This is a genomic window from Gracilibacillus dipsosauri (assembly GCF_003176895.1).
In the GTDB taxonomy this organism is placed as follows: Bacteria; Bacillota; Bacilli; order Bacillales; family Amphibacillaceae; genus Gracilibacillus; species Gracilibacillus dipsosauri.
In genome coordinates, this window is record NZ_QGTD01000012.1 from 1 (window position 1) to 25,879 (window position 25,879).

The following is a 25,879-nucleotide window of genomic DNA, read 5'->3' on the forward strand; positions in this document are numbered from 1 at the left end:
TGTTGATCAAGCTCGCTTAAAGCTAGCATGTTCTTACTTTTTGTACTGGTTGTTTTGTTCAGTTTTCAATGATCAATGTTCGCCGTCTTTTTGCGACAGCTTTTATATCATATCACCATAAATCACAATTGTCAACAGCTTTTTTTAAGTTTGTAAATTGTTTAGTAGATTATATTAACTACCTTATTTAAAGCGACGCTAAACAATATATCACACCTCACTCAGAAGTGTCAATAGCTTTTTTAACTTTCCATGGATTGTTTTTCATGACTTGACAGTCTAAGTTTTCTTTTTTTGCTTTTAAAGAAAGATAACCCCAAAAAGTTGAGCGGGAGGTCTAACTTTTCAGGGTTGTTGTATGGGTTCTTTCTATTACTTATTACGCATTTGCGGGAATAGCAGCACATCACGAATCGATGGTGAATTAGTTAGTAACATTACTAAACGATCAATCCCGATACCAAGACCGCCGGTTGGTGGCATACCATATTCTAAAGCTTCTAAGAAATCTTCATCCATTTCGTGAGCTTCGTCATTTCCTTGTTCTTTTTCCTTCACTTGGGCTTCAAAGCGTTCACGCTGATCAATAGGATCGTTTAACTCAGAGAACGCGTTGGCATGCTCTCTACCAACAATAAATAGTTCGAAGCGATCTGTAAAACGATCGTCATCCTTGTTTTTCTTTGCAAGTGGTGAAATTGCAACAGGGTGTCCGTACACAAAAGTCGGCTGAATTAATTTCTCCTCCACTCTCTGCTCAAAGAATTCATTTACAATATGCCCATAGGTCATGTTATCTTCTATTTCTATTCCGTGCTCCTTCGCAAGAGCTTTCGCTTCACCATCACTCATTTGCTGCCAAAAATCTACTCCAGTGTATTCCTTAATTGCATCCACCATATGGAGTCTAGTCCATTTAGGTTGTAAATTAATTTTGTCTTCACCGTAAGAAATAGTTGTCGAACCAAGAACCTCTTTAGCTATATGTGCTACCATATTTTCAACTAGTTCCATTATATCGTGGTAATCCGCATATGCTTCATATAACTCAATCATCGTAAATTCAGGATTATGCCTAGTCGATACTCCTTCATTTCGAAAAACACGGCCAATCTCATAAACTTTTTCCATACCACCTACAATAAGTCGTTTTAGATGTAATTCAATCGCAATCCTCATATATAAAGGAATATCTAAAGCGTTATGATGAGTTTCAAAAGGTCGAGCAGATGCTCCTCCCGCTATTCCGTGCATCATCGGTGTTTCTACTTCCAAGAAACCTCGATCGTCTAGATATCTACGCATGGATTGAATGATTTTACTTCTTATAATAAATGTTTGCTTACTATCGATATTTGTAATCAAATCTAAGTAGCGTTGGCGATAGCGTTGTTCTACATCCTTTAATCCATGGAATTTCTCTGGCAACGGCCGTAACGCCTTTGTAAGTAGAATGAATTGCTCTGCTTTTACAGATAGCTCGCCTACATTTGTTTTAAAAACAGTCCCTGTAACGCCTACAATATCCCCAAGATCCGCTGTTTTGAAAATTTCGTACGCTTCCTCGCCTACTGTATCCTTTCTCACATACAACTGGATTTGACCACTTAGATCTTGAATATGAGAGAAGCCTGCTTTCCCCTTCCCTCTTTTTGTCATAATACGACCAGCAATTGTCGTCTCTATTTTTTTCTCTTCTAATTCCTCTTTAGAATATTGATCATAGTTAGCTCTTAATTCTTCTGCTAAATGTGTACGGGTAAACTTATCTCCAAAAGGGTCCATCCCTTTTTCGATATAGGATTCTAATTTTTCTAACCGGACACGCATGTGTTCACTTAATTCTTCACTCATTTTTATCACTCCATATTAAAAATTGTAGTTGGCTACGAGGTAATCCTATCACTTATCCACCCTAGTTTATTTCTTAGGTTCTAATTCTTGGATAGAAATATCTAATTGCTCAGAGATTTTTTCTAGGGTTTCCAATGTTGGTACCCGTTTACCTCGTTCTATGTCTCCTAGCTGAGAAACTGACATTCCGAGCTCTTTTGCAAAACCTATTTGTGTATAGCCTTTTAATTTTCTATAAGCCTTTATTCTTTTCCCCCATCTATTTTGTTGCATTGAACTACCCCTTCTTTTTCTTTCAAAGACATTTCACTAATTAAAGTAGAAACATCCTTCTCTATATGTGATAAGTATAAATGATGATTTATGTCCATTAATGGCATTAATACAAATGCCCGCTCATGCATACTTGGATGTGGTAAAGTTAATCGTTCTGTTTCTATATTCTCTTGATTATATAACAAAATGTCAAGGTCTATCGTCCTCGGCCCCCACTTTATTTCACGTTTTCTGCCTAAGCTATGTTCAATTTCCTGACAAGTATCCAATAATTCAAGTGGGGACAAAGTTGTTTCGATACGAATAGCCATATTGAGAAAATCATTCTGATCCGTAAACCCAACCGGTGCTGTTTCGTAGATCCCAGAGACCTTCTTGATCTGAATGGATCGATGTTCTTTCAATCGTTGTATTGCAAGTTGTAAATATTCTAATCTTGGTTCAATATTAGATCCTAACGCTATATATGCTTGATTCATTTGTTCTTCTCCCGATAAATCTCAACTGCTACCGAACGATAATGTCCAGGGATTGGTGGATCTGGCTTATAAACCTTGACGGTGCATGCCTGGAGTAAAGGAAGACTCATTAACAGTTTATCGGCAACAGATTGTGCTACAGCTTCGACTAAGTTCTTTGCTTCCCCTTCCACTATCTCTTTGGTTAATTGATAAACAAGTCCATAATCGATCGAATCTTCCATGTTGTCAGACTTACCTGCCTTACGCAATTCCAATTCAAGTATAAGGTCGACTGAAAAGCGTTGGCCTAGCTTTCTCTCTTCTGGAAACAAACCATGATAACCATAAAATTGCATCTCATGAACATAGATCTTATCCATCTATCTCACTACCTTTACCTATCATTTGATCCATCATGCTGGTCATCCGCGCAATCATTTCTACATTGTGCACTCGAACGATCTCTACCCCTTTTGTGATTCCGTAGCATACCGTTGCTCCTGTCCCTTCATCTCGTTGACCAACAGGTAAATTCAATGCATGTCCGATCATAGATTTCCTAGAGGTACCTAACAAAACAGGGTATCCTAATGTTTTAATTCGTTCGAGTTCTCGCATTACTTGCATGTTTTCCTCAAAGGACTTTGCAAAACCAATTCCAGGATCAAGTATAATATTTTCTTCTTTTACACCTCTCGCAAGGGCAATTTGTATACTTTCCTCAAGATCTGACAATACATCATTCATTAAAGACTGATAGTGACGATCTTCACGATTATGCATGAGGATAATCGGAGCTTGATATTCTGCAGCAACCTTGGCAATCTCAGGTTCCTTCTTTGCCCCCCAAACATCATTAATAATCGAAGCACCTGCTTGAACAGCTGCTTTTGCTACCTTGGACTTGTACGTATCTACTGATATGGGTATCGTTATTTCCTGGGCAATAGCCTCAACAACTGGTACCACACGGTTTAATTCTTCTTGTTCAGATACAGGCTTGTGCCCGGGTCTAGTGGATTCACCACCAACATCAATGAGATGGGCACCTTGCTCTTCCATTTTTTTCGCTTGTGCAATCGCCTGATCGATTGTATGATAGCTCCCACCATCTGAAAAGGAATCTGGAGTAACATTCAAGATACCCATCACCAACGTTTGATCAGAATAGCGAAAATCTTTCACCTTCGTCTTTAGCCAATCGTTCATCTAAATCCGTCCTTCATTCTTCTATTTCATTCCTATCATAGGATATAATAGGTATTATTATACAAAAGTCAATTATAGCATAATTTTAACCCTTTTTTGTCAAAAATGCACGATCTTATTAGAGAAACTGATGTGTTAGTTTAACCTTCGTTGCATGACCCTGCCAAACATTAAAAAAGACTACCTATAAAATAGATAGTCTCACCAATCTTATTCTTCATCAAATTGATATAAAGGTGTTGATAAATAACGTTCTCCATTACTTGGTAATACCGCTAGAACCTTTTTACCTTTTCCAAGCTTTTTCGCTACTTGCTTCGCCGCATAAATAGCAGCGCCAGAGGATACTCCACCGAGGACTCCATCTTTTTTAGCAGCTTCTCTTGCTGTTTCATAAGCTTGATCATTTGTGACAGTAATAACTTCATCATAAACCTTTGTATTTAATACACCTGGAACAAAACCTGCACCTAAACCTTGTATCTTATGAGGTCCTGGCTTTCCTCCGGATAATATTGCAGAATCTGCTGGTTCTACAGCATAAATTTTTATATCCTTGAAGTGCTCCTTTAAAACTTTACCGGCACCAGTAATCGTTCCACCTGTACCAATACCTGAAACAAATGCATCTAATTGATCTCCCATTTGCTCCACAATTTCTTTACCTGTTGTCCGTGCATGTACATCTGGATTAGCTTGGTTGTTAAATTGTTGTGGCATGAAGTATCCATGCTTTTCTTGAAGCTCACTTGCTTTTTTGATGGCACCTTTCATACCCTCTGCACCTGGTGTTAGTAATAATTCAGCACCATATGCTCGTAATAAATTACGCCTTTCCATACTCATTGTATCTGGCATGACAAGAATAGCTCTATATCCTTTCACTGCTGCTACGAGTGCTAAACCGATACCTGTATTACCGCTTGTTGGTTCAATGATTGTATCTCCAGACTTTAATACACCTTCTTGTTCCGCTGCTTCAATCATCGCTAATCCAATACGATCCTTCACAGAGCTTCCCGGGTTCATGAATTCTAGCTTTAAGTAGATTTCCGCAGCTTCTGGATCAGCAGTACGATTTAACTTAACAATAGGAGTATTGCCAATCAATTCTGCGATATTTTGAGCAACTTTCATTTAACTTCCTCCTCAATCCCAAGTAATATAATTGGTTTTATATACAATGTACATGAAAAAGGTATCATTTGTCAACCCATAACTTGGAAAAGTCCTATATCCTTTTGACCTTGCTCCTTAGTCATTTTTATCTAGCACTGTTGTGACTTCTAGTTCTTCCCACAACAATTTAGGATCTAAATTCTGGTCCATTTGATCTAGTGCTAAATCCTGCTTCACTTCTTGATAGGCTTCTTCATAGCTTACATTAACTGCAGGAATATGATGATGTAGAAACACAATACTAAAGCCTTGATCTGTTCGGATAGGCTGACTAAATGTCCCCTCGTCCATCGCTAACGTTTCATGAAAATATTCAGGAGGAATAAAGCTATTAGTCTCTGTATAATAACCGAGATATCCGCCTTCAGAAGCTGTCTCCTCATCCATAGAATATTCTTGCGCTACATCCGTAAAAGAAGCTCCTGACTCTAACTTTTGGTAAGCCTCATCCGCTTCCGCTTCGCTGGATACAACAATATGAGATAGTTGAACAACCTCTTCAAATTGATACTGGTTCTCGTAGGTTTGAAAATACTGCTTCACTTCAGAGTCTGACACTTCGACATCACGCGTTAATAAAGCCTTCATGTAATAACGATATTTAATTTGTTCTGTCCATTTCTCTTGAAGGGATTTCCTTTCCTCTTCCGTTAGGACACCTTGCATGATTAATAGCCTTGCTATTTCACGCTCTACAATCTTTGAATCGATTTCTAACTTCTCTTGCTCCGCGAGTTGAAAAACCACCTCTTGATTAACCATTTCGGTTAACACCTTTTCACCATAGCCTCTAGTTAATAAATCCAGCCATTCCTCATACTTTATCTTTTCATTTTCGATAGTGGCTAATGGTTTTTTTTGATTGATAACAGATTCATCATCTAATGCAATTTCCGTATTTCCTTTGGAGAAAAGCAGTGTTGTTATATTCGTGATGAGCAAAATAAAAATAATGACCCACAAAGACAGCTTCGACAATCTCACAACACTTTTCCTCCTTAAGAAGATTTTAATGCACGTAATTCATCAATGGAGAAGGTATAAACCTCATTACAAAAATGACAGGTAGCTGTCGCCCCGTGATCCTCTTTAATCATTGCATCGATTTCCTCATTCCCAAGTCCACTAATCGCAGTCGACAACCTCTCCTTCGAACAAGGACAAGAGAATTGAACTGGCATGTTTTCTAGTATATTAAGCTTGCCTTCCTCTCCTACTAAAAGGGTAAGGACTTCTTCTGGTGTTTTTCCTTCCTGTATAAGCTGGGAGATAGGAGCAATCTCTTCAATTTGTTTTTCTACCTTTGCAATTGTCTCATCAGAAGCTCCTGGTAGCATTTGAATAATAAAACCACCTGCTGCCAAGATAGAATGGTCGGGATTCACAAGGACACCAGCTCCTACAGCAGATGGAATTTGCTCTGAATTTGCCAAATAATAGGTGAAGTCCTCACTTACTTCTCCTGATACGATCGGGACTTGTCCTGTAAAATGATTTCGCAGTCCAAGATCCTTGACCACACTTAAGGTTCCTTCTGTCCCCACTGCTCGACGGACATCCAATTTGCCTTGAGCATTGGACTCAAAATCTACATGAGGATTGATAACATAGCCTCGTACCTCTCCTTTATCATTGGCATCTGCAATCACAGCACCAATCGGGCCATTCCCTTCAAGTTTCACGGTCAATTTTGCATTATCCTTTAACATCACACCAAGCATTGCCGTGATCGTAATCGTTCTTCCTAAAGCAGCAGAAGCAGTCGCCCAAGTATCCTGTCTTTCTCTTGCTTCCTCCACTGTATTGGTAGATTTGATCGCATATGCCCTCACTTCACCATCAAAGGCTGTTGCCTTTAAAACATAATCCTTCATCTATAACACCCTTTCACTCAAAGGTTTTTTCGTTTTTTTGATAAATTTCATACAACCCTTTTAAGGTTAAAAATGGATCGACAATATCGATTGTCGCAGAATCCTCTACTAGGAGTGTTGCGAATCCTCCAGTTGCAATAACTTGAGCAGAGGTGCCTGTTTCCCCTTTAATTCGGCTAACTACTTCATCTACTTGTCCTACGTAGCCGTAGTAAACACCTGATTGCATCGCCTCCACCGTAGAAGAACCTATGACCTTATCGGTTCTTTTCAGTTCAATTTTCGGAAGCTTTGCAGCATTGGTATACAGTGCATCCAATGAAATATTAATACCTGGTGTAATCGCACCACCAACATATTCCTCCTTTTCATTAATATAACAATAAGTCGTTGCCGTCCCAAAATCAATGATAATACTAGGAGCACCATATTCTTTGATTGTTCCAACTGCATTCACAATTCGATCTGCGCCTATCTCCTTCGGGTTAGGGTAGGCCATTTTTAAATGAGGATTAACCATTTCTTCGCCAATCACCATTGGTCTACAGTGAAAGTATTTATCTGCCATCCTCTGTAATGCGAACAAAATAGGGGGCACAACAGAAGAGATAATAATCCCGTCAATATCTGAAAAGCTTATGTCCTCGTGAGCGAACAATGATTTAAAGAACATTCCGAATTCATCTTCTGTTTTGTTCTTATCTGTTTGCATACGCCACTGATACTTTAGTTTGCCCTGATCGAAGACCCCTAATACAGTATTTGTGTTACCAACATCTAATACAAATATCATTTCCCACACCGCTTTTCTTTTTTATAGATCATTTTCATATTGTATAGGTAATAATTAATAATTAGCAAGTGAATTGAATTAGATTTGACCTGAAAGCATGATCGATTCAAAGCCCTTTTGAGAAACTCACATTCGCTCGTCCTTTAGTGGAAGTATTAGCTTTACTTATACTTTGGACTTCAAAATTTTCGCTACTTCCTGCAAAAATTTTATGCTTTCCTAACGTAAAACAAAAAGCAGCCTCCCTAATTTAGAGAGGCTGCATTTCTAATGTTATTCTTTATCTTGATTGTCTTCAGAAACTTCCTCATTGTTTTCTTTGGATTGGATGTTTACTCGAACATCCTGAGATTGATCATCAGCCTTTTCCTCTGAATGCTTCTCTCCATCTTGTTCTGACACTACTGGGTCTGGTAAAACACCATCCTCAAACAATGATTTAATTTGACTTGCATCTAACGTTTCTACCTCAAGTAAGGTTTTAGCAACTAATTCTAGCTTACTACGGTTTTCTGTAAGAATCTGTTTCGCACGATTATAACAAGTTTGAATGAAGTGCTGGATTTCTTGGTCAATTTCATAAGCAATCGCATCACTATAGTTCTGGTCAGATTGCATATCACGACCTAAGAAAACTTGACCATTACTATTGCCAAATTGAAGTGGGCCAATTTTTTCACTCATACCATATTCCATTACCATCTTACGCGCAATTCCTGTAGCACGTTGGAAATCATTGTGTGCACCTGTACTTACTTCGCCAAAAATAATCTCTTCTGCTACACGTCCACCTAATAGACCCGTAATCTTATCCAATAATTCTGGCTTAGTCATAAAGTAACGATCTTCACGAGGAAGCATAACTGCATATCCACCAGCTTGACCTCGAGGAACAATAGTAACTTTATGTACCATGTCAGCATCATCTAAAACCATACCTATAATGGTATGTCCACTTTCATGATAGGCTACAATATTTCTTTCCTTATCAGAAATTACACGGCTTTTCTTCGCTGGACCTGCAATGACACGATCAATCGCCTCATCTACATCGTCCATTTCGATCTTTTGCTTATCGGATCTTGCTGCAACTAATGCCGCTTCATTTAACAAGTTCTCTAAGTCAGCCCCAGAAAAACCTGGTGTACGCATCGCAATAGTCTTAAGCGAGACATCGTCCGATAATGGTTTATTACGAGCATGTACTTTTAATACATCCTCACGTCCTCTTAGATCTGGTCGGTCTACTGTAATTTGACGATCAAATCGACCAGGTCGTAATAAGGCAGGGTCTAAAATATCTGGACGGTTTGTTGCAGCGATAATTATAATTCCTTCGTTTTCACCAAACCCATCCATTTCAACGAGTAATTGGTTTAAGGTTTGCTCCCGTTCATCATGTCCACCACCAACACCAGCTCCACGTTGGCGACCGACTGCATCAATCTCATCAATAAAGATAATACATGGTGCATTTTTCTTCGCATTTTCAAATAAATCTCGGACACGAGACGCACCGACACCGACGAACATCTCAACGAAATCAGAACCACTGATAGAGAAGAAAGGAACACCCGCTTCCCCTGCAACAGCACGAGCTAATAACGTCTTACCAGTACCTGGAGGTCCTACAAGAAGTACCCCTTTTGGAATCTTAGCTCCAATAGCGGAGAATTTACGTGGATCCTTTAAGAAATCCACCACCTCAACTAATTCCTGCTTCTCCTCATCTGCACCAGCAACATCTCGGAAACGAACTTTTTTCTTTTCTTCATTGTACATCTTCGCCTTGCTCTTACCGAAGTTCATCACACGACTTCCGCCACCCTGTGCTTGATTGAGCAAGAAGAAAAACAGAATAAATATGATAACAAATGGAATCATGGTTGTTAAAAAGGTTACCCATCCACTTGGTTGTTCTTCCTCTTTGACCGTTAGGATTTGTTGTTCCTCAGCCGTTTCGGTAACTTGGCTTACAATCGTTGTATTGTCAGGAATATTCGTTACAAAGTTCTTATCCTCACCTGACTCTAATTCACCAACAATTCTCATGACACCATTTGATGGGCGCATTTCCATTTCTTTTATTTCATTATTTTCCAATGCTTCCATGAATTCATTTACTTTAAATTCTTGTGCTTGGTTGTTTTGATTAATAAAAACATTGATGATCCCTATCACTACAAGAAATATAAATAGATATAGGATCACATTACGTATTATCCGATTCATTGCCTACCTCCTCCCGTAACGAGAAAACTATAGTAAATAGTACCATATTAAAATAGTTTATTACAACTAATTACCACTATAAAATTTGCATATGTATGTTTCCATATACATTGCACTAAGACTTTAATTTAAACTTATTCTTCTCCACCGTAAACCTCTGGCTTTAATACACCGATATACGGTAAATTTCTAAATTTTTCTTGATAATCCAGTCCATAACCTACGACAAACTCATTTGGGACTTCAAATCCTACCAGGTCTGCTTTAATATTAGCTGTACGACCTTCTGGTTTATCTAGAAGGGTTACAATTTTAATCGATTTCGCTTTTCGATATTTAAATAAATCCACTAAATAACTTAAGGTTAAACCACTGTCTATAATATCCTCTATGATAAGTATGTCTCTTCCTTCTACTTTTGTATCCAAATCTTTGACAATTTTCACTTCACCGGAGGAGCGCATTTCATTACCGTAACTTGACACATCCATAAAATCCATTTCAATATGTGTATGGATATTACGTAATATATCAGACATAAATGGTAGAGCACCTTTCAAAATTCCAACTGCTAGAGGGAATTTTCCGTCATATTCTTCGGTTAATTGCTCACCTAACTCCTTACATTTTTGTTGTATGGATTCTGCTGAAATCAACACTTCTTTTATTTCATCGTGCATCATGGTGCCTCCTACTTATATTTTGCTCAGTACTTTCCGCTTTCTTCGCAGCACTTTTATAGTGTAACGATATAAAGGTATCCATTTTTTCTAAAAGAATCTCTGCCTTCGTTAAGCCTATAATCCATAAAATCGTACCATTATTTCCTACTAGCAATGGCCAGCTATCCCTTTTTTCGATAGGAATTTTTTTATCGATAAAAATATCTTTGACTTTTTTACTGCCATTTAACCCTCTTATTTTCATTCGATCTCCTGCTTGCCTTGTTCTTACTATTAGGGGAAATAACGATTCGTCATTTGGAAGGTACATCGAATGATGACTTTCCTGCTTAGTGAAGGTACTAATGCTGGACTCTATGACAAAACCATTCCATAATGCTTGCACACCTGGGATATGTAATTTTTGCGCCACGGATTTCTTGGGCTGCTTTATTTGAAAATGAAAGGAAATTTCCTGATAGCTTTTCGTTATATGTAGCGATTTAGGTAAATCGATCGTTACATTAGCTCTAGATTGTTGTAGCAATGTGAGGAAATCTTCTTCATGCTTCATCGAAATCTTATCAGGGATTTGATGATTGTATAGATAATTTAATATTAGATGAAAGGCTCGTCTTTGTAAAGCAATCGGGTATTGTAAAAAGGAAGGAATGGAAAAAGAAGCCGTCTTCCCTGCAGATGGAAATTGTACTATTTCGGATACCATCTCCTCTGCTTTCTGGGTTAGATACTTATCGTCTTCTCTAATTCTTTCAGTTAATTGCTGAACTTGCCTATGAATGTTTTGATTTTTCTCCTTGAGAAATGGCAGAACATTTAATCGATAAAAATTTCTAGTGTAATCAACAGATTGGTTTGACGGATCCTCTCTTGGCATCAGCTGATGCTGATCACAATAATGATAGATCGCTTCCTTCGTTGTACATAAAAAAGGGCGAATAATCTCTCCTGTACTAAATTTACGTTTAACTGGTATACCTGCTAATAAGGACGGATTACTATGTTGTGTGAGACGCATCAGGACAGTTTCTAATTGGTCATCCCCATGGTGGGCCAATGCTAGATAATCTGCGTCAAATTGTTCCATCACCTTCTCAAACACCCTGTATCTGAGCTTTCTAGCTACCAATTGTGTTCCTTCCTGTAGCTTATTTTTTTCCTTCTTTACATCTACTTTTTCCTTAACAAAGGTCACTTGCCATAAAGCACACAATTGCTCTACGAACTTCACATCTTCTGCTGATTGCCTTCCTCTTAATCCATGATCCACTGAAACGGCAGCAATATGTAGTTTCCACTTATCTCTTAATGTACAAAGATAGTGTAGTAATGCTATCGAATCGGCTCCACCCGAAACGCCAACAACAATGGTAGCCTCTTCTTTCAATAGCTGATGCTTTTTAATAAACACCATAACGGTTTGCTCAAATGATTGATTTGACATCCACCACCACCCCACAAAAACTCTTTTAGACTATTTTAACATATTATGAAATAGCATTTCGATTTATCACATAAATAATGTCATATATAAATAACATCCACCACTTATTGTTAATATACTTAAGATCTCTAATAAAGGGTAGTAATGCTCGTCATTCCTCTTGGTGGCCCCCCGACGCTTCCTCTTTTCCCTTGTGAAATAATGGACTAGAAAATCCTTTACTTGATTCGCCTCAGTAATTTCTCCACTAATCATCTTTAACAGCAATTGTTTAATAGAAGGAGAGGATATCGCCAAATTTATTTTTTGTTGGAGGATTTTTTTAGGATTAGACCCCTTCGTAAAACCATTTGGGTAATAGATTCTTAACACTACCATCGCTAAAGCGAATAGGTCATAGCTTGGCTCCGCTCTTCTCGTCCCCATTTGCCAATAGGCTCTATCATAGAATTCGGTATATTCCTTGATCGATCTTCCAATTAACGTCGTCCCTCCTACATCCACCCAACGAAGACGAACTGGATTCCTGGAAACAATCAAATTATCCAATTTCAGATCCCCAAACACATAGCCTTGTCGGTGCAGCATGTCTAAATCCTTCACAAATCCCATCAACAAGGTAAACAAACGATCCTGACCATTTCTCCGTATGAAATCTGGTAAGGAGTCACCCGAAATATATTCCATAACATAAAAGGCATAAACATGACCATTTGGCGCAATAAAATCATCTACATCGATTAAAGAAGGCCCAAGGTGATGGCCTTGAACCTTCTTTAATCCTTTCAATACATTTACTTCTGAGCTGATCGAGGTACTTTGTTTACTCACCTTTAGCGCAACTTGTTGGTTGTGGTGTACACATAAGTATACCGTACCAATCGCCCCGCTCCCAAGCTTGCGAATCACATAATAGCTATGATGGTGCCATTTTCCTTTAATCGTCTGTCCTTTTATTAAATTGACATTAGGCTTCTTCGATGTTTCCGTATTCATTAGGCAAGAATCTCCTTCTTAAGCTCTTCTTTCCAAATTGGTGCATCGCTTCTTTCAGAGCTGGTCCTGTGGGTGTAACACCACCACTTGCTAATTTGGAAAAAATAGCAGTAATCGAGTCTAATTTCCCTGTCCAATCTACTAATTGATGAATGGCCTTCTTTCTTCCCGGAAATTGATAGACACTGAATCTACTTCGTCCAATTCGTGCATTCATACTGATCGACAAATCGATTAATGCTTCTTGTACAGTTGGAAGCTTATTCGCCATACTAGCACTCGTATCTACTAATACCAAAACCTCCAGATCACAAGTTTCTCCTAATTCATCCACTACCTCCATTACTTCGCCTCTTTGTTCAGGCGGTAGCTCTTCCATTGTCTGCTGATTGCCTAATATTTGTTTGAGTTCTTGATTGACCACACCTTGTAATGTCTCCGTCATCGCTTGCTTAGTGACAGCCTGGACCGTCTGAGATAAGATTTGCTTATAGACAATTTGACTGACCCCTTGACCACAACTGGCAATCTCTTCTACTTCTAATAGACCTGTAGGTTCCTCTGTATCATCATCTTCTAAAATACCAATTACGTTGACTGTAATACCCTGCTCTGCGATGATGGTTGCTACTTGTGCCGGGTCCTCCCCTTGGTTCGAGCAACCATCTGTTATTAATAGAATCTGCTTTAACGTTCCTGTCTTCATCTAATACTCCTCCTATTTCTAGCCTTTTTCTACATCTTCACCAAAAAAAGCTAGAAATATACTTCCATGCTTACCGGTTTTTCAGTAAAAAAACTATTGCCAGCTATAAGCAGGGTAAAAAGAAGCATCTGTGCGAATCGGTGCCCATTTAGGGTGATTTTTATCAATTTGAGCTACTAATACAGTCATATCATCTTCAATCATTCCACCTTGTGAACGAATCACTTCCTCTAGTAACAAATCGGCTATTTCTTGAGGTTCCTTCGTCTCCATTTCTCTTAGCTTTCGCTTTAGCCACATATCTACATTCTCGATTTCCTTTGGCCCTTCAAAAATCCCGTCACTCATCATAATAAGGTAGTCGCCTGGTTTAAGCTCAGCTGTTACGACCTCGACATCGAATTCTTGTATAATGCCAATGGGTAGATTACTCGCTTCAATTCGTTCAATGGCATCACTTCGCATCACATAGCTAGGGGACGAGCCTATCTTCAAAAATCTTACCGATGCGTGGTGGAGATCAATCATCGCCAAATCTAAAGTGGCATATATTTCTTCGTTTGTCCTTAAAGAGAGGATGGAATTAATCGATTTTATCGCAACTTGTTCATGAAGCCCTGATTCTAGGATTTGCTGTAATAATCGCAATGTTTCCATACTTTCTTCATGTGCCCTGTCTCCGTTCCCCATGCCATCACTTATAGCTAAGGCATAATGACCTGCACCAAGTTCCATTGCTTTATAGGAGTCACCTGATACTAAGCCACCACCTTTTGCTGCATGAGCCATTCCAGTAGATACGACATAACGCCGAGCAGATCCAAAGGTAAAGAAGCTATGACCTTTCGCCATCGGAGAAACATCCTCTGTTACCACAATAATCGTTTCATCTAATATATCAGATAGAATTGGTGCGATGAGCTTAGCAGCTTCTCCATGATACTGCTGGAAGAGAATCACCATTTCGATATCAATATTTCCTTTTTCTAGACTGTATACATCTAATTTTTCTAATTCAATTCCTACATGCTTTAATGCGGCTACTATCTCTAATTCTTGTTGCTCATGATTTTCCTTTTCCTTTAAAATCTCTTTCGCAAAGTTTTCCATTACATCGGAAACACCGCTAAGCTGATCTGCTACAAACCTTCTGCTTTCTAGTACTTGCTTCTTTAATTGTTGATTCGCCTGAAAAAAAGAAAGCTCCTGTTGCATTGCATCTATCACTCTTCTTGACTTGATACAATGATTCTCAAATTGATGCTTCGTTACCTTGCTTAAGCCAGAAGGTGTTTCTAATTCTGATTTAACCCCTTTCATTAGATCATAGGTTTGATCAAACTGCTTAACCCAGCATGTTTCTTTCTTAAAGCATGTTTGGCATGTTTTCTCTGCTACATTGCTCAGATAATAATCCACCTCAATATCTTCGTCTTTTAATTGATTGGAATCTATTTGAAAACTTCGTGATAATGCCTTAAACACACTGGAAAAACGCTCGACTCGATGTGCTGTTACATCACGAACTTTTTGTAAATACTGCTCTTGTTCTTTTGTATGCTCTACCGTCCCTGGGATATATCTAGCTATTTTGGAAATGAGCGCATTTGGTGTAAGCACAAATAAAAATACAGCAAAGCTTGATTCAATTAATGCCGCACTAATATAATCAAAGGAATCTCCATATAAGCTTAACAATACCGTACTGACAAACAAACCTACACTTACAGCGAGTTTTTTCCCTTCTTTTAATAGACCGCCCAGTAGTCCAGCGAAGGCTAGTAGACTCATCTGATAGAGATTCCCAACATTAGCTAGACTAAGAATGAGACCAGCTACCACACCTACCGTCGAACCGATAGAAGCTCCGCCGATGAGAGCAAGTAATAGCACGAGATATCTTGCTAATATTTGTTCAAATTGGGCACCGTACCACTCGATTCCCGTTAAGCCTGTTAGTACTGAGGCAAGTAAAATGATCAAACAAACAATTTCTTCATTTTTTAATGTAGGTTTATATCTTTTTGGTGATAATAAAGGGAGGCTTTGCATAAATATTAGAAGTAAGACGGCAGCAAGCACTCCCTCGACTAAGGCAAGCATCCACTGAACATAGGTTAGTGGGCCTTCCCATGCATACAAGCATAAGCGGGGTAAGAATGTGGATATTAAAGCAATAAGCGGAAGTAATTTCTCGATGTGTTTGACATGAAAAAAAATGATATTGAGTAAGAGCATCGTCGCAATGGCTAATACGAGATAGACACCGTGCATTATTGAATATGTACATGCCCCTATTAGCGAAAAACAAATCAAAGCGACAACTTTGTCTCTCCGCAAATACCATACTGAAACGATAAACGCCAAGGCAAATGGGGATAAAGTAGACAAAATAACTGCACGTCCTAACAGTAAACCTAATAGACAAAGTAGAAAACCTTTCTCAATCATGAAATGATGCCACCATCTCATGAGGTTCTTTTGTGAAAAGAACATGGAAAAACGAGCCTTTAATTCGATAGATTTTGGTTTATTCTCCGTAATAGTATTCATCTACATCACTCCTTGTCCTCTATTAAAACACATTCTTTTTTTCTTTTTTGTCAAAACAAGGAAGTAGAATTGGAGAAATGTTCGACTCTTTTTCTAACTAAAAAGCTAATTCAATCGTTAAGCGACACAATCTGGATGAAAACATGTCAGTTTTCATCTTTTTTATGTCGATGATGTCTGATAGCGTTTTTTTATCTTCTCTCTTTTTTGAGTTGACAGAAAAATAAAGCTGTTGTATTATATTCTTTGTGTCTTTACATTAAGGCGGTGTAGCTCAGCTGGCTAGAGCGTACGGTTCATACCCGTGAGGTCGGGGGTTCGATCCCCTCCGCCGCTATATATGGAAAAAGAGTTGTGAAAAAAATTCACAGCTCTTTTTTATTTCGTTTCTACACATGTAAAAAAGCTACCAATCTAGATAGGTAGCTTTTTGATCTATTGTTCACGAGTCACATCCGTCTTTGTCTTCTATATCCTACATAGACAGCAAGTGTTTAGCCTTTTCTCGCTCCTCGTCCTCCGCGTTTTGATTCTGTATGTTTCTTTAATGTTGCTAAACGATCCTCAGAATCTTTTAAGAAACGATTCATTTTTTGTTCAAATGATTCGCCTCTCTCGCGGTTATTTTTTTGATTGCCTTGATTTCTTCGACGGTTAGGTGGGTTATCCTTTGCTTTTTTGATGGATAAACCAATTTTACCATCGTCCTCTACATTAAGAACTTTAACAGTGACCTCATCACCGACTGTTAAATGCTCGTTAATGTCCTTTACATAATTATCGGCAACCTCACTAATGTGGACGAGACCTGTTTTTCCATCAGGTAACTCAATAAAAGCTCCAAAATTAGTGATACCTGTTACCTTTCCCTGCAACTTGCTGCCTACTTCGATTGACATAAAGAAATTGCTCCTCCTTAAAATTTTTAAAGAATCGTACTCATACTATATTATAGCGAAGCAATAAAAACGGTGTCAATAAGATGACTCCTCTTCTGGTAATTTAAACACAATTTCGCCTTCTTCTGTGAAGAAATAGTTGGTTTTCGCAATTTGTAGTAAGTATTCTTCATCATTCAATAGCTTGATTTCTTGTGTCAGCTTCTTTTCTTCTTTTTCCAGTGATGCTAATTGATCAGATTTCTCTGTATATTCTGCTTGCAATTCATTATATTTTACCCGTTGCTTAATGTGATAGGTAGTAACACAAACTATTGTAATCATGACAACTAGGCCGAACAAAGCAAGTCGTCGAAATAATCGCTTTTTTCTTTGCTTTTGTCTTCTTATGTAAGCATCATGTTGTTCAATATAAGCTTCGTTTATTCTAGATACATTACTAGATTTTGCCATGATTAATTCTACCTCCTTAAAGGGTTCTATTACTTTTTCTTTTTTATTTTACTAAATAAACGAAAAAATTGGTAGAGATAATTTTTCTCCATTTTCGGCATAAAACGTTTCACGTAATTCCATAATAAGATAAATGGATAGAAAAGTATACGGAAAATGAAAGAAAATAAACGAAAGAATAGCTGGTAAAGCCATGAAAGGCAAACAACGATAAACGTGAAAAGTAAAGTGATAGGCTTTATTAGTACCCAATGAATGATGGCATAAACCATCCGGAGAATATGTGAAATAATCCGGATGGCAAGTTCTAACCCTTTACTGTAGGCTTGCTCCAACAGAGCCTTGAACATTGCATAGCCACAAAACACAGCTAAAAATATATAGAAGCGCAGTATTCCTTCATTTACCTGATACAATACATAGAAAAAGACGAAGGCTTGTACGATCCAAAAAAGGAATTCTAGAAGGTATCTTCGTATAATACCATCTGCCCACCACTTTTCGATTCGCTTAAACGTATAGTATGCTGCCCCAATATATACCCCCATTGCCACCATTGTAAACATTGTGAGGAACTGCGTGTTTAACGTCATTTGAAGAGCTTGCTAAAAAGACCTTTAGCTTTATCTCCATGCTGCTCGTCTAGATAAGAGAGCTCATAAACCTTACCCTTTATCGATACATGACCGGACTCTACATCTAAATTTTTCATTTGGAGATTGTCCCCACGAATGACAAGATAGCCCATGACGGTCTGTAGCAGAAATTCCTCACTATCAAAGCTATCTACTTCCTTCACTCCGTCTATTTCTAGTAAACGTCTATTTGTCATTTTCACATGGTGATCCATTTGTGATGTTGTCATTGGTTTTTTATCATAATAGTTCATTGCAAATCCCTCCCTTTTATCCATAACTACTTTATGAAAAGAGGGACAAGTTTAGAACTATTTTTATAGAAATGGCGCTTTACTCGTTCTCTCGATATTCTTCACTCTTTATCGTATATAGTGTACTAGCTTCTTCTTTTCTTACTGTTTCTTTTAATTGGTCTACTTGAATCGTTAACAGCTTTTGGCCAAATTGAATCTTCAGTTCATCACCAACGGCAATGGTGGTTGCAGCCTTCGCTGTTTGATCGTTTACGATAATTCTGCCTTGATCGGCTATTTCTTTAGCCAAGGTTCGTCGTTTAATCAATCGTGAAACCTTTAGAAATTTATCTAATCGCATAATTATTCCCTTCCTGATAGAGGTTTGTCTACTCTTTTTGTTTTGCCTTCTCCCAAAATATATCTAATTCAGCTAGAGTAAAATCCGTCCAATCCTTGCCACTATTCGCTACTTCTTTTTCGACAAATTGAAAACGATTCATAAACTTGTTATTTGTTCGCATTAATGCTATTTCTGGATTAATTTTATAATATCTTGCAAGATTAATCATTGCAAATAGAATATCTCCAAATTCTTTTTCTTTCTCGATTTGGTTTTCTTCCGCTAACGCTTCCCTCCATTCTACTATTTCCTCCTCCACCTTCTTCCTGATGTCTTCTGAATTATCCCAATCAAAGCCTACCTTCGCCGCCTTTTTTTGTAGATCTTCTGCTAATAGAGTTGCTGGCAATCCTTTGGTTATACCGTCCAATACCGAGGAGTGCTTGTCTTTTTTCTCTCTTTTCTTTATTTCCTGCCAGTTTCGTATAACATCCTCTTCCCCATCTACATGTACATTGCCAAAAACATGAGGATGTCTTCGAATCATTTTTTCCGTGATACTATATATTACGTCATCGATGGTAAAATATCCTGCTTCTTCCGCAATTTCACTATGAAGCATTACTTGTAATAGAACATCACCTAGCTCCTCTGCAATTGCCTCATCATCTTCCCGATCTATCGCTTCTAACACCTCATAGACCTCTTCAATCAAGTACTTTTTTAATGATTCGTGGGTTTGCTTTTTATCCCATGGGCATCCATCTGGCCCTCGCAAAATATGGACAACCTCTCTCAATTGGGAAAATTGGTGATGGAGCTTTTCTTTAGTAATCGGTGGTATGTAGACACTTGTTAAGTTACTTAAATCTACTTGTTGATCCAATGCCAGTAGTGGAATATGCTTGATTACCTCATTCTCACTGCCTACTGCCTCCGCTATGAAAATCATATGATCTGCAGGAAGATCCTCCAACAAGGTTAATTTTACCTCGGAGGCAACAAAAGAATCATAAACCTGACAAAATACAAGGTGTTGCTCATATTGTAGCTGATGTCTTAAAAAGCTTGTCGCATCTACCATTTGAAAGCCTTCAATTGGGTCAAAGCCAAATGCCCGAAACAGATCATCCAAAAAGCTCTGACCACCTGATATTTTCAATTCAATTTGATTATGTTCCCGTAAGAGCTGTACCGTACGTTCTGCTAACATGGGATGGCCCGGTACCGCATAGAGAATTCGGTTCTTTTTTAATGCTTGGTTGATTAAGCAATCGACAATCTCCTGATAAACGGCTTCAAACTGATCGTGCTTTTCATAAACCGTATCAAAGCTCTCGAATACAACCCCTTCTTCCTCTAATGATGAAATTACTGGATGATCGATCGTGCGCACATAGCAAATATCCTTTGTGTCTATTAATTTTCGGTACAAGCCTAATGGTAATTGATGTATATCTCCACCACCAAGACCTATTACTTCAATGATTGGTTTCATCTCTATTGACTCCTTTATAGTTCCATTTTTTCGGCATAGGAAGCTGGTTCCACTCTTCTTTTGTTAATATATTTAACCATCGTAGACTAAATAGAAAAACTAAGAAACCAAGAACCACACTAAATAAGACAAATATGACTAATTCTAGTCGAGTTACTAGATGTAGAAGGTTATTGTTTAGAAATTTCAAAAGACATTCTATCGCGATCAGAAGTCCTGTTGCTAGAATAAGACGTAAAAGCGGGAGGTGAAGTAGCCTTTGTTTGATGACCCTTTTTCTTAATAGCCAGTAATTGATAACAAAGATAACCACAATCGTACACACGGTGGCAAGAGCATTACCACTAATTCCAAATGAAGGAACAAACCATTTATTTAATAAAATTTTTACCCATAATCCAAAAAAGATAAGAAAGGCTGTCCATTTCATATAGCCAAAACCTTGTAGTAAAGAAGCAACGACTAAAGTAAGTGGACTGACTAAAAGAGTAAGTGCTAAAATACGCAAACTATTCGAACCAAGCCTATCAGTGAATAATAATTGGTTAATCTCTGGCATTAGGATCCATAAACCTGCTGTTGCACCAACAGACAACAATAAACAAAATTTTAACGATGACTGGATTTGGTTGAATGCATGCTTTTTGTTAGCATGCCAATTCTGCTTCGTTATTTCTGGCATTAACGCCATCGCAAAGGAAGACCCAACAACCGTCACAAGCTGAAGTAATGGCTGACCGCGATCGATAACTCCCTTCGCCTTCATCGCTTCTGTTGTAGAAAGTCCATATTCCACTAGCCCTGGCACAACCGTAACAGAATCTGCAAATTGCATTAATAACAATAGCATATGGTTTAAGCTAATCACGATTCCACCAAAGATGATCGTACTCCATAGACTACTGAATCCAAATACCCTTTCTTCCATTCCATCACACAAAGGCCCTTTCTTTCGATGAAAAAGTAAATATAAGGTAGAGGCAAGGAATGCTACAGTTGTAGCCAATACTGCGCCATCTGCAATCCGATAAACAGAAAGATAGCCTAAAGAGATGAAAGCAGCTGTACCAATAATGATACAAGCACGAATTAGTTGTTCGATTAACTGAGAATTTGCTGTAAGGTACATCCTTTTTTCTGATTGTTGTATTCCCCTGAGTAAGGACAAGATGGGAACAAAAAGAAATATCCACGCCACTAGTTTTAATGCCTCTACTAGGTCCTCATCCCCCATCCATAAAGCTATCTGTGAACGGAAACAATAGATAAGCAAGAAGAGAAACACATGGAAAAGAAGCAGGACCCCTATTATATTTTTCGATAGCGGTTTTGATGCTTTTGCTTTATTTTCAGCTAAAAATTTAGCGATCGCGGAAGGAAATCCATAAAGGGCTATGGTGATAGCAATCCCAATAATTGGATAGATTTGCTGATAAATATAAAAACCGATATCACCGGTTAGGTTCTGTAATGGTATGCGATAAAAGGCACTAATAACCTTACCTATTATGCCAGCAAATACTAGTGCAAAGGCACCTTTATATATTTGCTTATTTTTAGTTGAATGATTCATCTATTTCTTCCTTCAATGATGTTTTTTTTATTATAGCATAGATGTGAATCGTACAAATGGCTGCTTAGGAATGTATAACCCAGTGAGTGCCATAGGGGCTATAGTGAGATTTTGATCATAGTGAGGCATTAAAAAGCTCTCTCCCTAGCCAACTGACCAGGAAGAGAGCTCCAAGCATTTATTGTATTTGTATAATATTTTGGTCTTCTTTATTTACTTTACCAGAGACTTTCACACTAACTTCTTGGTCTTCTTGTAAATTAGTGAAGATAACTGGCGTTACTGTAGAAGGGGCATTTTGTTCGACAAAGGCTAAATCCACTTCCATTAGGACTTGGCCTTGCTTTACCTCATCGCCTTCTTCTATTTTGGCCGTAAAACCTTCTCCTTTTAAATTAACCGTATCGATACCGATATGGATTAGAATCTCTGTTCCATTGTCCGCTAAAATACCGATAGCGTGCTTTGTTGGGAAGATATTGATGATTTTACCATTCACTGGTGAAACTATTTCACCTTGAGATGGTTTAATCGCAAATCCATCCCCCATCATTTTTTGTGAAAAGACTTGATCTGGCACCTCTGATAATGGCATGATTTCACCTGTCATCGGGCTAGTGAAATCTAGATCGCCTTCTATATTAGCTGACGCAGCTACTGTCTCTTCTTTATTATCAGTAGCTTTTTTCGTTGGTGTTTTACCATCCATAATATCTTGCATTTGACCTCTTAATGTATCTGAAACAGGTCCATAAATTGCTTGAATATTATTTCCTACTTCCATTACTCCAGAAGCACCAAGCTTTTTCAAACGTCCTTTATCCACTTTGTTTTTATCATCTACACTAACACGGAGACGGGTAATACATGCATCCAAGTTCGTAATATTACCCTTGCCACCCATTGCTTCCAAGATCTCATAAGGACGATCATCTACTTCGCCTTCATCATCGCTATCTTCTGCCTCATCTTCACGGCCCGGTGTCGCTAGGTTGAATTTTTGAATGGCAAATCGGAAACCAAAGTAATAAATAACCGAGAAGACCAATCCAACAATAATTACCCACCACCAGTCTGTACGGTTAGGCATAACACCGAATAGAAGGAAGTCAATCAGACCACCTGAGAATGTCATACCAATTTTAACATCTAGTAAATACATCGTCATAAACGATAAACCAGCAAAAATTGCATGAATTCCAAATAATAATGGTGCAACGAATAAGAATGAGAATTCAAGTGGTTCTGTAATCCCTGTTAAGAAAGAAGTTAATGCAGCAGAGAACATAATCCCTCCAACTACCTTTTTTCTTTCCGGTTTTGCTGTATGATAAATAGCTAATGCCGCAGCAGGAAGTCCAAACATCATGAACGGGAATTTACCTGTCATGAAATTACCTGCCGTAAAGTCTACCCCATCCTTCAATTGCTCGAAGAAAATACTTTGGTCACCACGAATGATTTCTCCAGCAGCATTCGTATATTGTCCAAATTCGAACCAGAATGGAGAATAGAAAATGTGATGTAACCCAAATGGAATTAACCCTCTTTCAATCACACCAAATACAAATGTTGATATCGTGCGGTTTGTTTCTAGCATAAAATGAGAAACCGCATTAAGCCCTTCTTGTGCAAATGGCCATACTAAAAACATGATAATACCTAATATTAAGGATGAAAAGGCTGTAATAATAGGAACAAAACGCTTTCCTGCAAAGAATCCTAAAAATTGTGGAAGCTCTATATTGAAATACCGATTGTACATAAAGGCTGCTAATATACCGACAATGATCCCGCCAAACACTCCTGTTTGCAATGTCGGAATCCCTAGGACACTTGCGTAGGCTGGATTTGAAGTCATTTCTGCTGTGATATCTCCAAATACACCCATCGTGACATTCATGATTAAGTAACCGATGATAGCCGCAAGTCCAGCAACCCCATCACCTTTTGCTAAACCGATTGCAACACCGACAGCAAATAGTAATGGTAGGTTATCAAATACGATTCCACCTGCTTCTGACATTACTTCTAATATTTTTTGTACGGTTGCATTACCGAACCACGGGAATTGTTCGACCCATTGATCCTGTGCAAAGCTTGTACCAAATGCAAGCAGTATACCTGCAGCCGGTAATAAAGCAACCGGTAGCATTAAAGCTTTACCGACTTTTTGCAATGTACCAAATATGTTGGACATGTTAATTTTCCTCCTTCTTGTTTGTATTGCAACAAAAAAGGCATGAGTAAAATGCATTTAGATCCTATGGTATATACTTCTCCCCATAGAATAACCTAAAACATCCATTTTACTCATGCCTGATCGTATCAGTAACACGTTATGATGATTGCGTTAATCGTTGTAGGTGAATGGTCAGATAAAGTACTTCTGACTCATCTACACGTGTATGCAGTTGTTGTTGCATTACTTTAATTAATTTCCAAGCAAGATTATAGCATATGGGATAAGTCGATTTCAACACTTTTGCTAAATTCGTTTCTTGCCCTAATGTTTCCCCTTCGTATACCCTTTCAATCGCACGATGCAAATGCTGAATTAAGCGGTTATAATTAATGCCTTGGCGATCGAGTTGAATGCCTAGATTTTCTTCAATAATTTCTACAAGCTTGGCAATCAATTGATGATGCCGATTCATATCTCGTAATGATTTATCTGTCACTGCACTGTGAATATGCAGCGCTATAAATCCAACTTCCCCTGGGGGAAATGCGACACCTATTTTCTCCTGCAAGACTTGAACAACCTCTTGTGCTACTTGGAATTCCTTTGGGTATAAGGATTCAATCTCAAACAAAAAAGGATTGGAAAATTGTACATTTTGATTGGCACGATTTATTGCAAATGATAAGTGATCGGTTAAAGCAACATGAATGTGTTCATATAATGTCTCACCCATCCGCTTCTCAATTAATACCATCACATCATTTAATATCTCGAGCAAATCTTGATCTACATAGGATATGAGTTGTCTGTATTGTTCCTGTTCCTGCTCATCCTTTAATAAAAACGTTTTCTCTGCTTGATCCTCTGGTACAACATCTCCCTTTTTCTTGCCGAAGCCGATCCCTTTACCAATAAGGATAACTTCTTTATAAAGAGGATGAGAAGCTATGAGTACATTATTGTTTAGTGCTTTTTTGACGATTATTTTCTCCTCCACCAGTTTCACCTCACTTACCATCTTCTATCTTACTAAAAACGACAGAGATAGCCAAACCGAAAAGCTTTTTCTTATACTTTGGGCATCAACATTTTCGCATCTTCGCCTTCCTAGTGTACAATAAAAAACTAGTGCATGAGATTTCTCAGGCACTAGTTTTCCTATCGGTCTTTTTAATCCATCTGTTTAGCTAAAAATTGACTAGCGGTATGGGCGGCCTTTTCTTCTACCTTGCCGAATTCTTTCTTTTCTCTTGTAAAAATGACCAAGCAGCCAATTGGATCACCATTTGCTACAATGGGATATAAAAGATGTGCTTCCAATTCCTCTTCCTTATTCTCGACTAGCTCTACATTTGCTGCTTCTTTTTGCATCACTAGCTTTCGACCTTCCATTGCTTCATCTATTTTCTTGGAAATATGCTTACCTAAATATTCCTTCTTAGACTCTCCGGCAACTGCAATAATATCGTCACGATCACTAATTAATACAGATAAACCTAAGGATTCATATAATGCCTCCGCATATTCTGTTGCAAAATCACCTAATTCACTGATTGGTGAGTATTTTTTTAGAATCACTTCCCCATCTCGATCTACAAAGATCTCCAAAGGATCTCCTTCACGAATTCGCAATGTTCTACGAATTTCCTTAGGGATTACAACCCTTCCTAAATCATCAATGCGTCGTACAATTCCTGTAGCCTTCATAATTAAATCATGACCTCTCTTTCCATTTTTAACATATAAACAATTATTTCTCCAACTGATGAAATAATTATGTTGTAAGGTTAGTATGAT

25 protein-coding genes and 1 tRNA gene are annotated in these 25,879 nt (G+C 38.1%); 1 reads left to right on the plus strand and 25 read right to left on the minus strand.

The features are described 5' to 3' along the window. Positions 1-372: 372 nt before the first annotated feature. The 15 genes from lysS to spoIIE all read right to left on the minus strand — a co-directional run bounded on the left by lysS (position 373) and on the right by spoIIE (position 16,260). Complete coding sequence (lysS, locus tag DLJ74_RS13415; RefSeq protein WP_109984857.1) at positions 373-1,854, minus strand: lysine--tRNA ligase; 1,482 nt, start codon at positions 1,852-1,854, stop codon at positions 373-375. 66 nt (positions 1,855-1,920) lie between these two features. Beyond that, on the minus strand, positions 1,921-2,127 hold the full coding sequence (locus tag DLJ74_RS13420; RefSeq protein ID WP_109984858.1) for a helix-turn-helix domain-containing protein: 207 nt from the start codon (positions 2,125-2,127) through the stop codon (positions 1,921-1,923). Further along, positions 2,097-2,609: a 2-amino-4-hydroxy-6-hydroxymethyldihydropteridine diphosphokinase gene (gene folK, locus DLJ74_RS13425; protein ID WP_054789110.1), complete on the minus strand. Its 513-nt coding sequence runs from the start codon at positions 2,607-2,609 to the stop codon at positions 2,097-2,099. The genes DLJ74_RS13420 and folK overlap by 31 nt, the downstream gene beginning before the upstream one ends. Continuing rightward, a complete protein-coding gene (folB, locus tag DLJ74_RS13430; protein WP_109984859.1) occupies positions 2,606-2,971 on the minus strand; it encodes a dihydroneopterin aldolase in 366 nt (121 codons plus the stop codon). The genes folK and folB overlap by 4 nt, the downstream gene beginning before the upstream one ends. Continuing rightward, complete coding sequence (gene folP, locus DLJ74_RS13435) at positions 2,964-3,800, minus strand: dihydropteroate synthase (protein ID WP_109984860.1); 837 nt, start codon at positions 3,798-3,800, stop codon at positions 2,964-2,966. The genes folB and folP overlap by 8 nt, the downstream gene beginning before the upstream one ends. 210 nt (positions 3,801-4,010) lie before the next feature. Beyond that, complete coding sequence (gene cysK / locus DLJ74_RS13440; protein ID WP_054861461.1) at positions 4,011-4,937, minus strand: cysteine synthase A; 927 nt, start codon at positions 4,935-4,937, stop codon at positions 4,011-4,013. Positions 4,938-5,054: 117 nt separating this feature from the next. After that, positions 5,055-5,963, minus strand: a complete 909-nt coding sequence (locus DLJ74_RS13445) for a peptidylprolyl isomerase (RefSeq protein WP_109984861.1) — start codon at positions 5,961-5,963, stop codon at positions 5,055-5,057. 14 nt (positions 5,964-5,977) lie between these two features. After that, positions 5,978-6,853, minus strand: coding sequence for an Hsp33 family molecular chaperone HslO (hslO, locus tag DLJ74_RS13450; protein WP_054789113.1), 876 nt, complete (start codon positions 6,851-6,853; stop codon positions 5,978-5,980). A gap of 13 nt (positions 6,854-6,866) precedes the next feature. Continuing rightward, complete coding sequence (locus DLJ74_RS13455; RefSeq protein ID WP_109984862.1) at positions 6,867-7,646, minus strand: type III pantothenate kinase; 780 nt, start codon at positions 7,644-7,646, stop codon at positions 6,867-6,869. Between the two features lie 273 nt (positions 7,647-7,919). Further along, positions 7,920-9,878: an ATP-dependent zinc metalloprotease FtsH gene (ftsH, locus tag DLJ74_RS13460; protein ID WP_109984863.1), complete on the minus strand. Its 1,959-nt coding sequence runs from the start codon at positions 9,876-9,878 to the stop codon at positions 7,920-7,922. A gap of 134 nt (positions 9,879-10,012) precedes the next feature. Then, a complete protein-coding gene (gene hpt, locus DLJ74_RS13465) occupies positions 10,013-10,558 on the minus strand; it encodes a hypoxanthine phosphoribosyltransferase (protein ID WP_054789114.1) in 546 nt (181 codons plus the stop codon). Then, positions 10,548-12,005 (minus strand): tRNA lysidine(34) synthetase TilS, encoded by a 1,458-nt coding sequence (gene tilS / locus DLJ74_RS13470; protein ID WP_109984864.1) that lies wholly within the window; start codon positions 12,003-12,005, stop codon positions 10,548-10,550. The genes hpt and tilS overlap by 11 nt, the downstream gene beginning before the upstream one ends. A gap of 66 nt (positions 12,006-12,071) precedes the next feature. Next, positions 12,072-13,001: a serine/threonine protein kinase gene (locus DLJ74_RS13475; protein ID WP_109984865.1), complete on the minus strand. Its 930-nt coding sequence runs from the start codon at positions 12,999-13,001 to the stop codon at positions 12,072-12,074. Continuing rightward, positions 12,973-13,707, minus strand: coding sequence for a vWA domain-containing protein (locus DLJ74_RS13480; protein WP_109984866.1), 735 nt, complete (start codon positions 13,705-13,707; stop codon positions 12,973-12,975). Before DLJ74_RS13480 ends, DLJ74_RS13475 begins: the two co-directional genes overlap by 29 nt. 93 nt (positions 13,708-13,800) lie before the next feature. Then, complete coding sequence (spoIIE, locus tag DLJ74_RS13485) at positions 13,801-16,260, minus strand: stage II sporulation protein E (RefSeq protein ID WP_109984867.1); 2,460 nt, start codon at positions 16,258-16,260, stop codon at positions 13,801-13,803. 263 nt (positions 16,261-16,523) lie between these two features. Here spoIIE and DLJ74_RS13490 point away from each other — a divergent pair. Continuing rightward, positions 16,524-16,597, plus strand: a tRNA-Met gene (locus DLJ74_RS13490). A 157-nt stretch (positions 16,598-16,754) separates the two neighbouring features. Here DLJ74_RS13490 and DLJ74_RS13495 read toward each other — a convergent pair. The 10 genes from DLJ74_RS13495 to spoVT all read right to left on the minus strand — a co-directional run bounded on the left by DLJ74_RS13495 (position 16,755) and on the right by spoVT (position 25,789). After that, a complete protein-coding gene (locus DLJ74_RS13495; protein ID WP_054861456.1) occupies positions 16,755-17,159 on the minus strand; it encodes a S1 domain-containing RNA-binding protein in 405 nt (134 codons plus the stop codon). Positions 17,160-17,234: 75 nt separating this feature from the next. Next, positions 17,235-17,612: an FtsB family cell division protein gene (locus DLJ74_RS13500; RefSeq protein WP_054861455.1), complete on the minus strand. Its 378-nt coding sequence runs from the start codon at positions 17,610-17,612 to the stop codon at positions 17,235-17,237. 29 nt (positions 17,613-17,641) lie between these two features. Further along, complete coding sequence (yabQ, locus tag DLJ74_RS13505) at positions 17,642-18,205, minus strand: spore cortex biosynthesis protein YabQ (protein ID WP_109984868.1); 564 nt, start codon at positions 18,203-18,205, stop codon at positions 17,642-17,644. Beyond that, on the minus strand, positions 18,202-18,501 hold the full coding sequence (gene yabP, locus DLJ74_RS13510; RefSeq protein WP_054789119.1) for a sporulation protein YabP: 300 nt from the start codon (positions 18,499-18,501) through the stop codon (positions 18,202-18,204). The genes yabQ and yabP overlap by 4 nt, the downstream gene beginning before the upstream one ends. 79 nt (positions 18,502-18,580) lie before the next feature. Further along, positions 18,581-18,844, minus strand: coding sequence for an RNA-binding S4 domain-containing protein (locus DLJ74_RS13515; protein WP_109984869.1), 264 nt, complete (start codon positions 18,842-18,844; stop codon positions 18,581-18,583). A gap of 28 nt (positions 18,845-18,872) precedes the next feature. Further along, positions 18,873-20,324 (minus strand): bifunctional methyltransferase/pyrophosphohydrolase YabN, encoded by a 1,452-nt coding sequence (gene yabN, locus DLJ74_RS13520; RefSeq protein ID WP_109984870.1) that lies wholly within the window; start codon positions 20,322-20,324, stop codon positions 18,873-18,875. Next, positions 20,308-21,897 carry a putative polysaccharide biosynthesis protein gene (locus DLJ74_RS13525; protein WP_109984871.1) on the minus strand — a complete coding sequence of 530 codons (1,590 nt, stop codon included), beginning with the start codon at positions 21,895-21,897 and terminating at the stop codon, positions 20,308-20,310. Before DLJ74_RS13525 ends, yabN begins: the two co-directional genes overlap by 17 nt. 178 nt (positions 21,898-22,075) lie before the next feature. Then, entirely contained in the window at positions 22,076-24,097 is a 2,022-nt protein-coding gene (gene ptsG, locus DLJ74_RS13530; RefSeq protein WP_109984872.1) for a glucose-specific PTS transporter subunit IIBC, read from the minus strand. A gap of 139 nt (positions 24,098-24,236) precedes the next feature. Next, positions 24,237-25,079, minus strand: a complete 843-nt coding sequence (gene glcT, locus DLJ74_RS13535) for a glucose PTS transporter transcription antiterminator GlcT (RefSeq protein WP_109984873.1) — start codon at positions 25,077-25,079, stop codon at positions 24,237-24,239. Between the two features lie 173 nt (positions 25,080-25,252). Next, positions 25,253-25,789: a stage V sporulation protein T gene (gene spoVT / locus DLJ74_RS13540; RefSeq protein ID WP_054861463.1), complete on the minus strand. Its 537-nt coding sequence runs from the start codon at positions 25,787-25,789 to the stop codon at positions 25,253-25,255. Positions 25,790-25,879: the final 90 nt, after the last annotated feature.

Coding starts and splice junctions, on each gene's coding strand:
- lysS (WP_109984857.1), bottom strand. CDS start 1,854: ATGAGTGAAGAATTAAGTGAACACATGCGTGTCCGGTTAGAAAAATTA.
- DLJ74_RS13420 (WP_109984858.1), bottom strand. CDS start 2,127: ATGCAACAAAATAGATGGGGGAAAAGAATAAAGGCTTATAGAAAATTA.
- folK (WP_054789110.1), bottom strand. CDS start 2,609: ATGAATCAAGCATATATAGCGTTAGGATCTAATATTGAACCAAGATTA.
- folB (WP_109984859.1), bottom strand. CDS start 2,971: ATGGATAAGATCTATGTTCATGAGATGCAATTTTATGGTTATCATGGT.
- folP (WP_109984860.1), bottom strand. CDS start 3,800: ATGAACGATTGGCTAAAGACGAAGGTGAAAGATTTTCGCTATTCTGAT.
- cysK (WP_054861461.1), bottom strand. CDS start 4,937: ATGAAAGTTGCTCAAAATATCGCAGAATTGATTGGCAATACTCCTATT.
- hslO (WP_054789113.1), bottom strand. CDS start 6,853: ATGAAGGATTATGTTTTAAAGGCAACAGCCTTTGATGGTGAAGTGAGG.
- DLJ74_RS13455 (WP_109984862.1), bottom strand. CDS start 7,646: ATGATATTTGTATTAGATGTTGGTAACACAAATACTGTATTAGGGGTC.
- ftsH (WP_109984863.1), bottom strand. CDS start 9,878: ATGAATCGGATAATACGTAATGTGATCCTATATCTATTTATATTTCTT.
- hpt (WP_054789114.1), bottom strand. CDS start 10,558: ATGCACGATGAAATAAAAGAAGTGTTGATTTCAGCAGAATCCATACAA.
- tilS (WP_109984864.1), bottom strand. CDS start 12,005: ATGTCAAATCAATCATTTGAGCAAACCGTTATGGTGTTTATTAAAAAG.
- DLJ74_RS13475 (WP_109984865.1), bottom strand. CDS start 13,001: ATGAATACGGAAACATCGAAGAAGCCTAATGTCAATTTAATAAAAGGA.
- DLJ74_RS13480 (WP_109984866.1), bottom strand. CDS start 13,707: ATGAAGACAGGAACGTTAAAGCAGATTCTATTAATAACAGATGGTTGC.
- spoIIE (WP_109984867.1), bottom strand. CDS start 16,260: ATGAATACTATTACGGAGAATAAACCAAAATCTATCGAATTAAAGGCT.
- DLJ74_RS13495 (WP_054861456.1), bottom strand. CDS start 17,159: ATGTCAATCGAAGTAGGCAGCAAGTTGCAGGGAAAGGTAACAGGTATC.
- DLJ74_RS13500 (WP_054861455.1), bottom strand. CDS start 17,612: ATGGCAAAATCTAGTAATGTATCTAGAATAAACGAAGCTTATATTGAA.
- yabQ (WP_109984868.1), bottom strand. CDS start 18,205: ATGACGTTAAACACGCAGTTCCTCACAATGTTTACAATGGTGGCAATG.
- yabP (WP_054789119.1), bottom strand. CDS start 18,501: ATGAACTATTATGATAAAAAACCAATGACAACATCACAAATGGATCAC.
- DLJ74_RS13515 (WP_109984869.1), bottom strand. CDS start 18,844: ATGCGATTAGATAAATTTCTAAAGGTTTCACGATTGATTAAACGACGA.
- yabN (WP_109984870.1), bottom strand. CDS start 20,324: ATGAAACCAATCATTGAAGTAATAGGTCTTGGTGGTGGAGATATACAT.
- DLJ74_RS13525 (WP_109984871.1), bottom strand. CDS start 21,897: ATGAATCATTCAACTAAAAATAAGCAAATATATAAAGGTGCCTTTGCA.
- ptsG (WP_109984872.1), bottom strand. CDS start 24,097: ATGTCCAACATATTTGGTACATTGCAAAAAGTCGGTAAAGCTTTAATG.
- spoVT (WP_054861463.1), bottom strand. CDS start 25,789: ATGAAGGCTACAGGAATTGTACGACGCATTGATGATTTAGGAAGGGTT.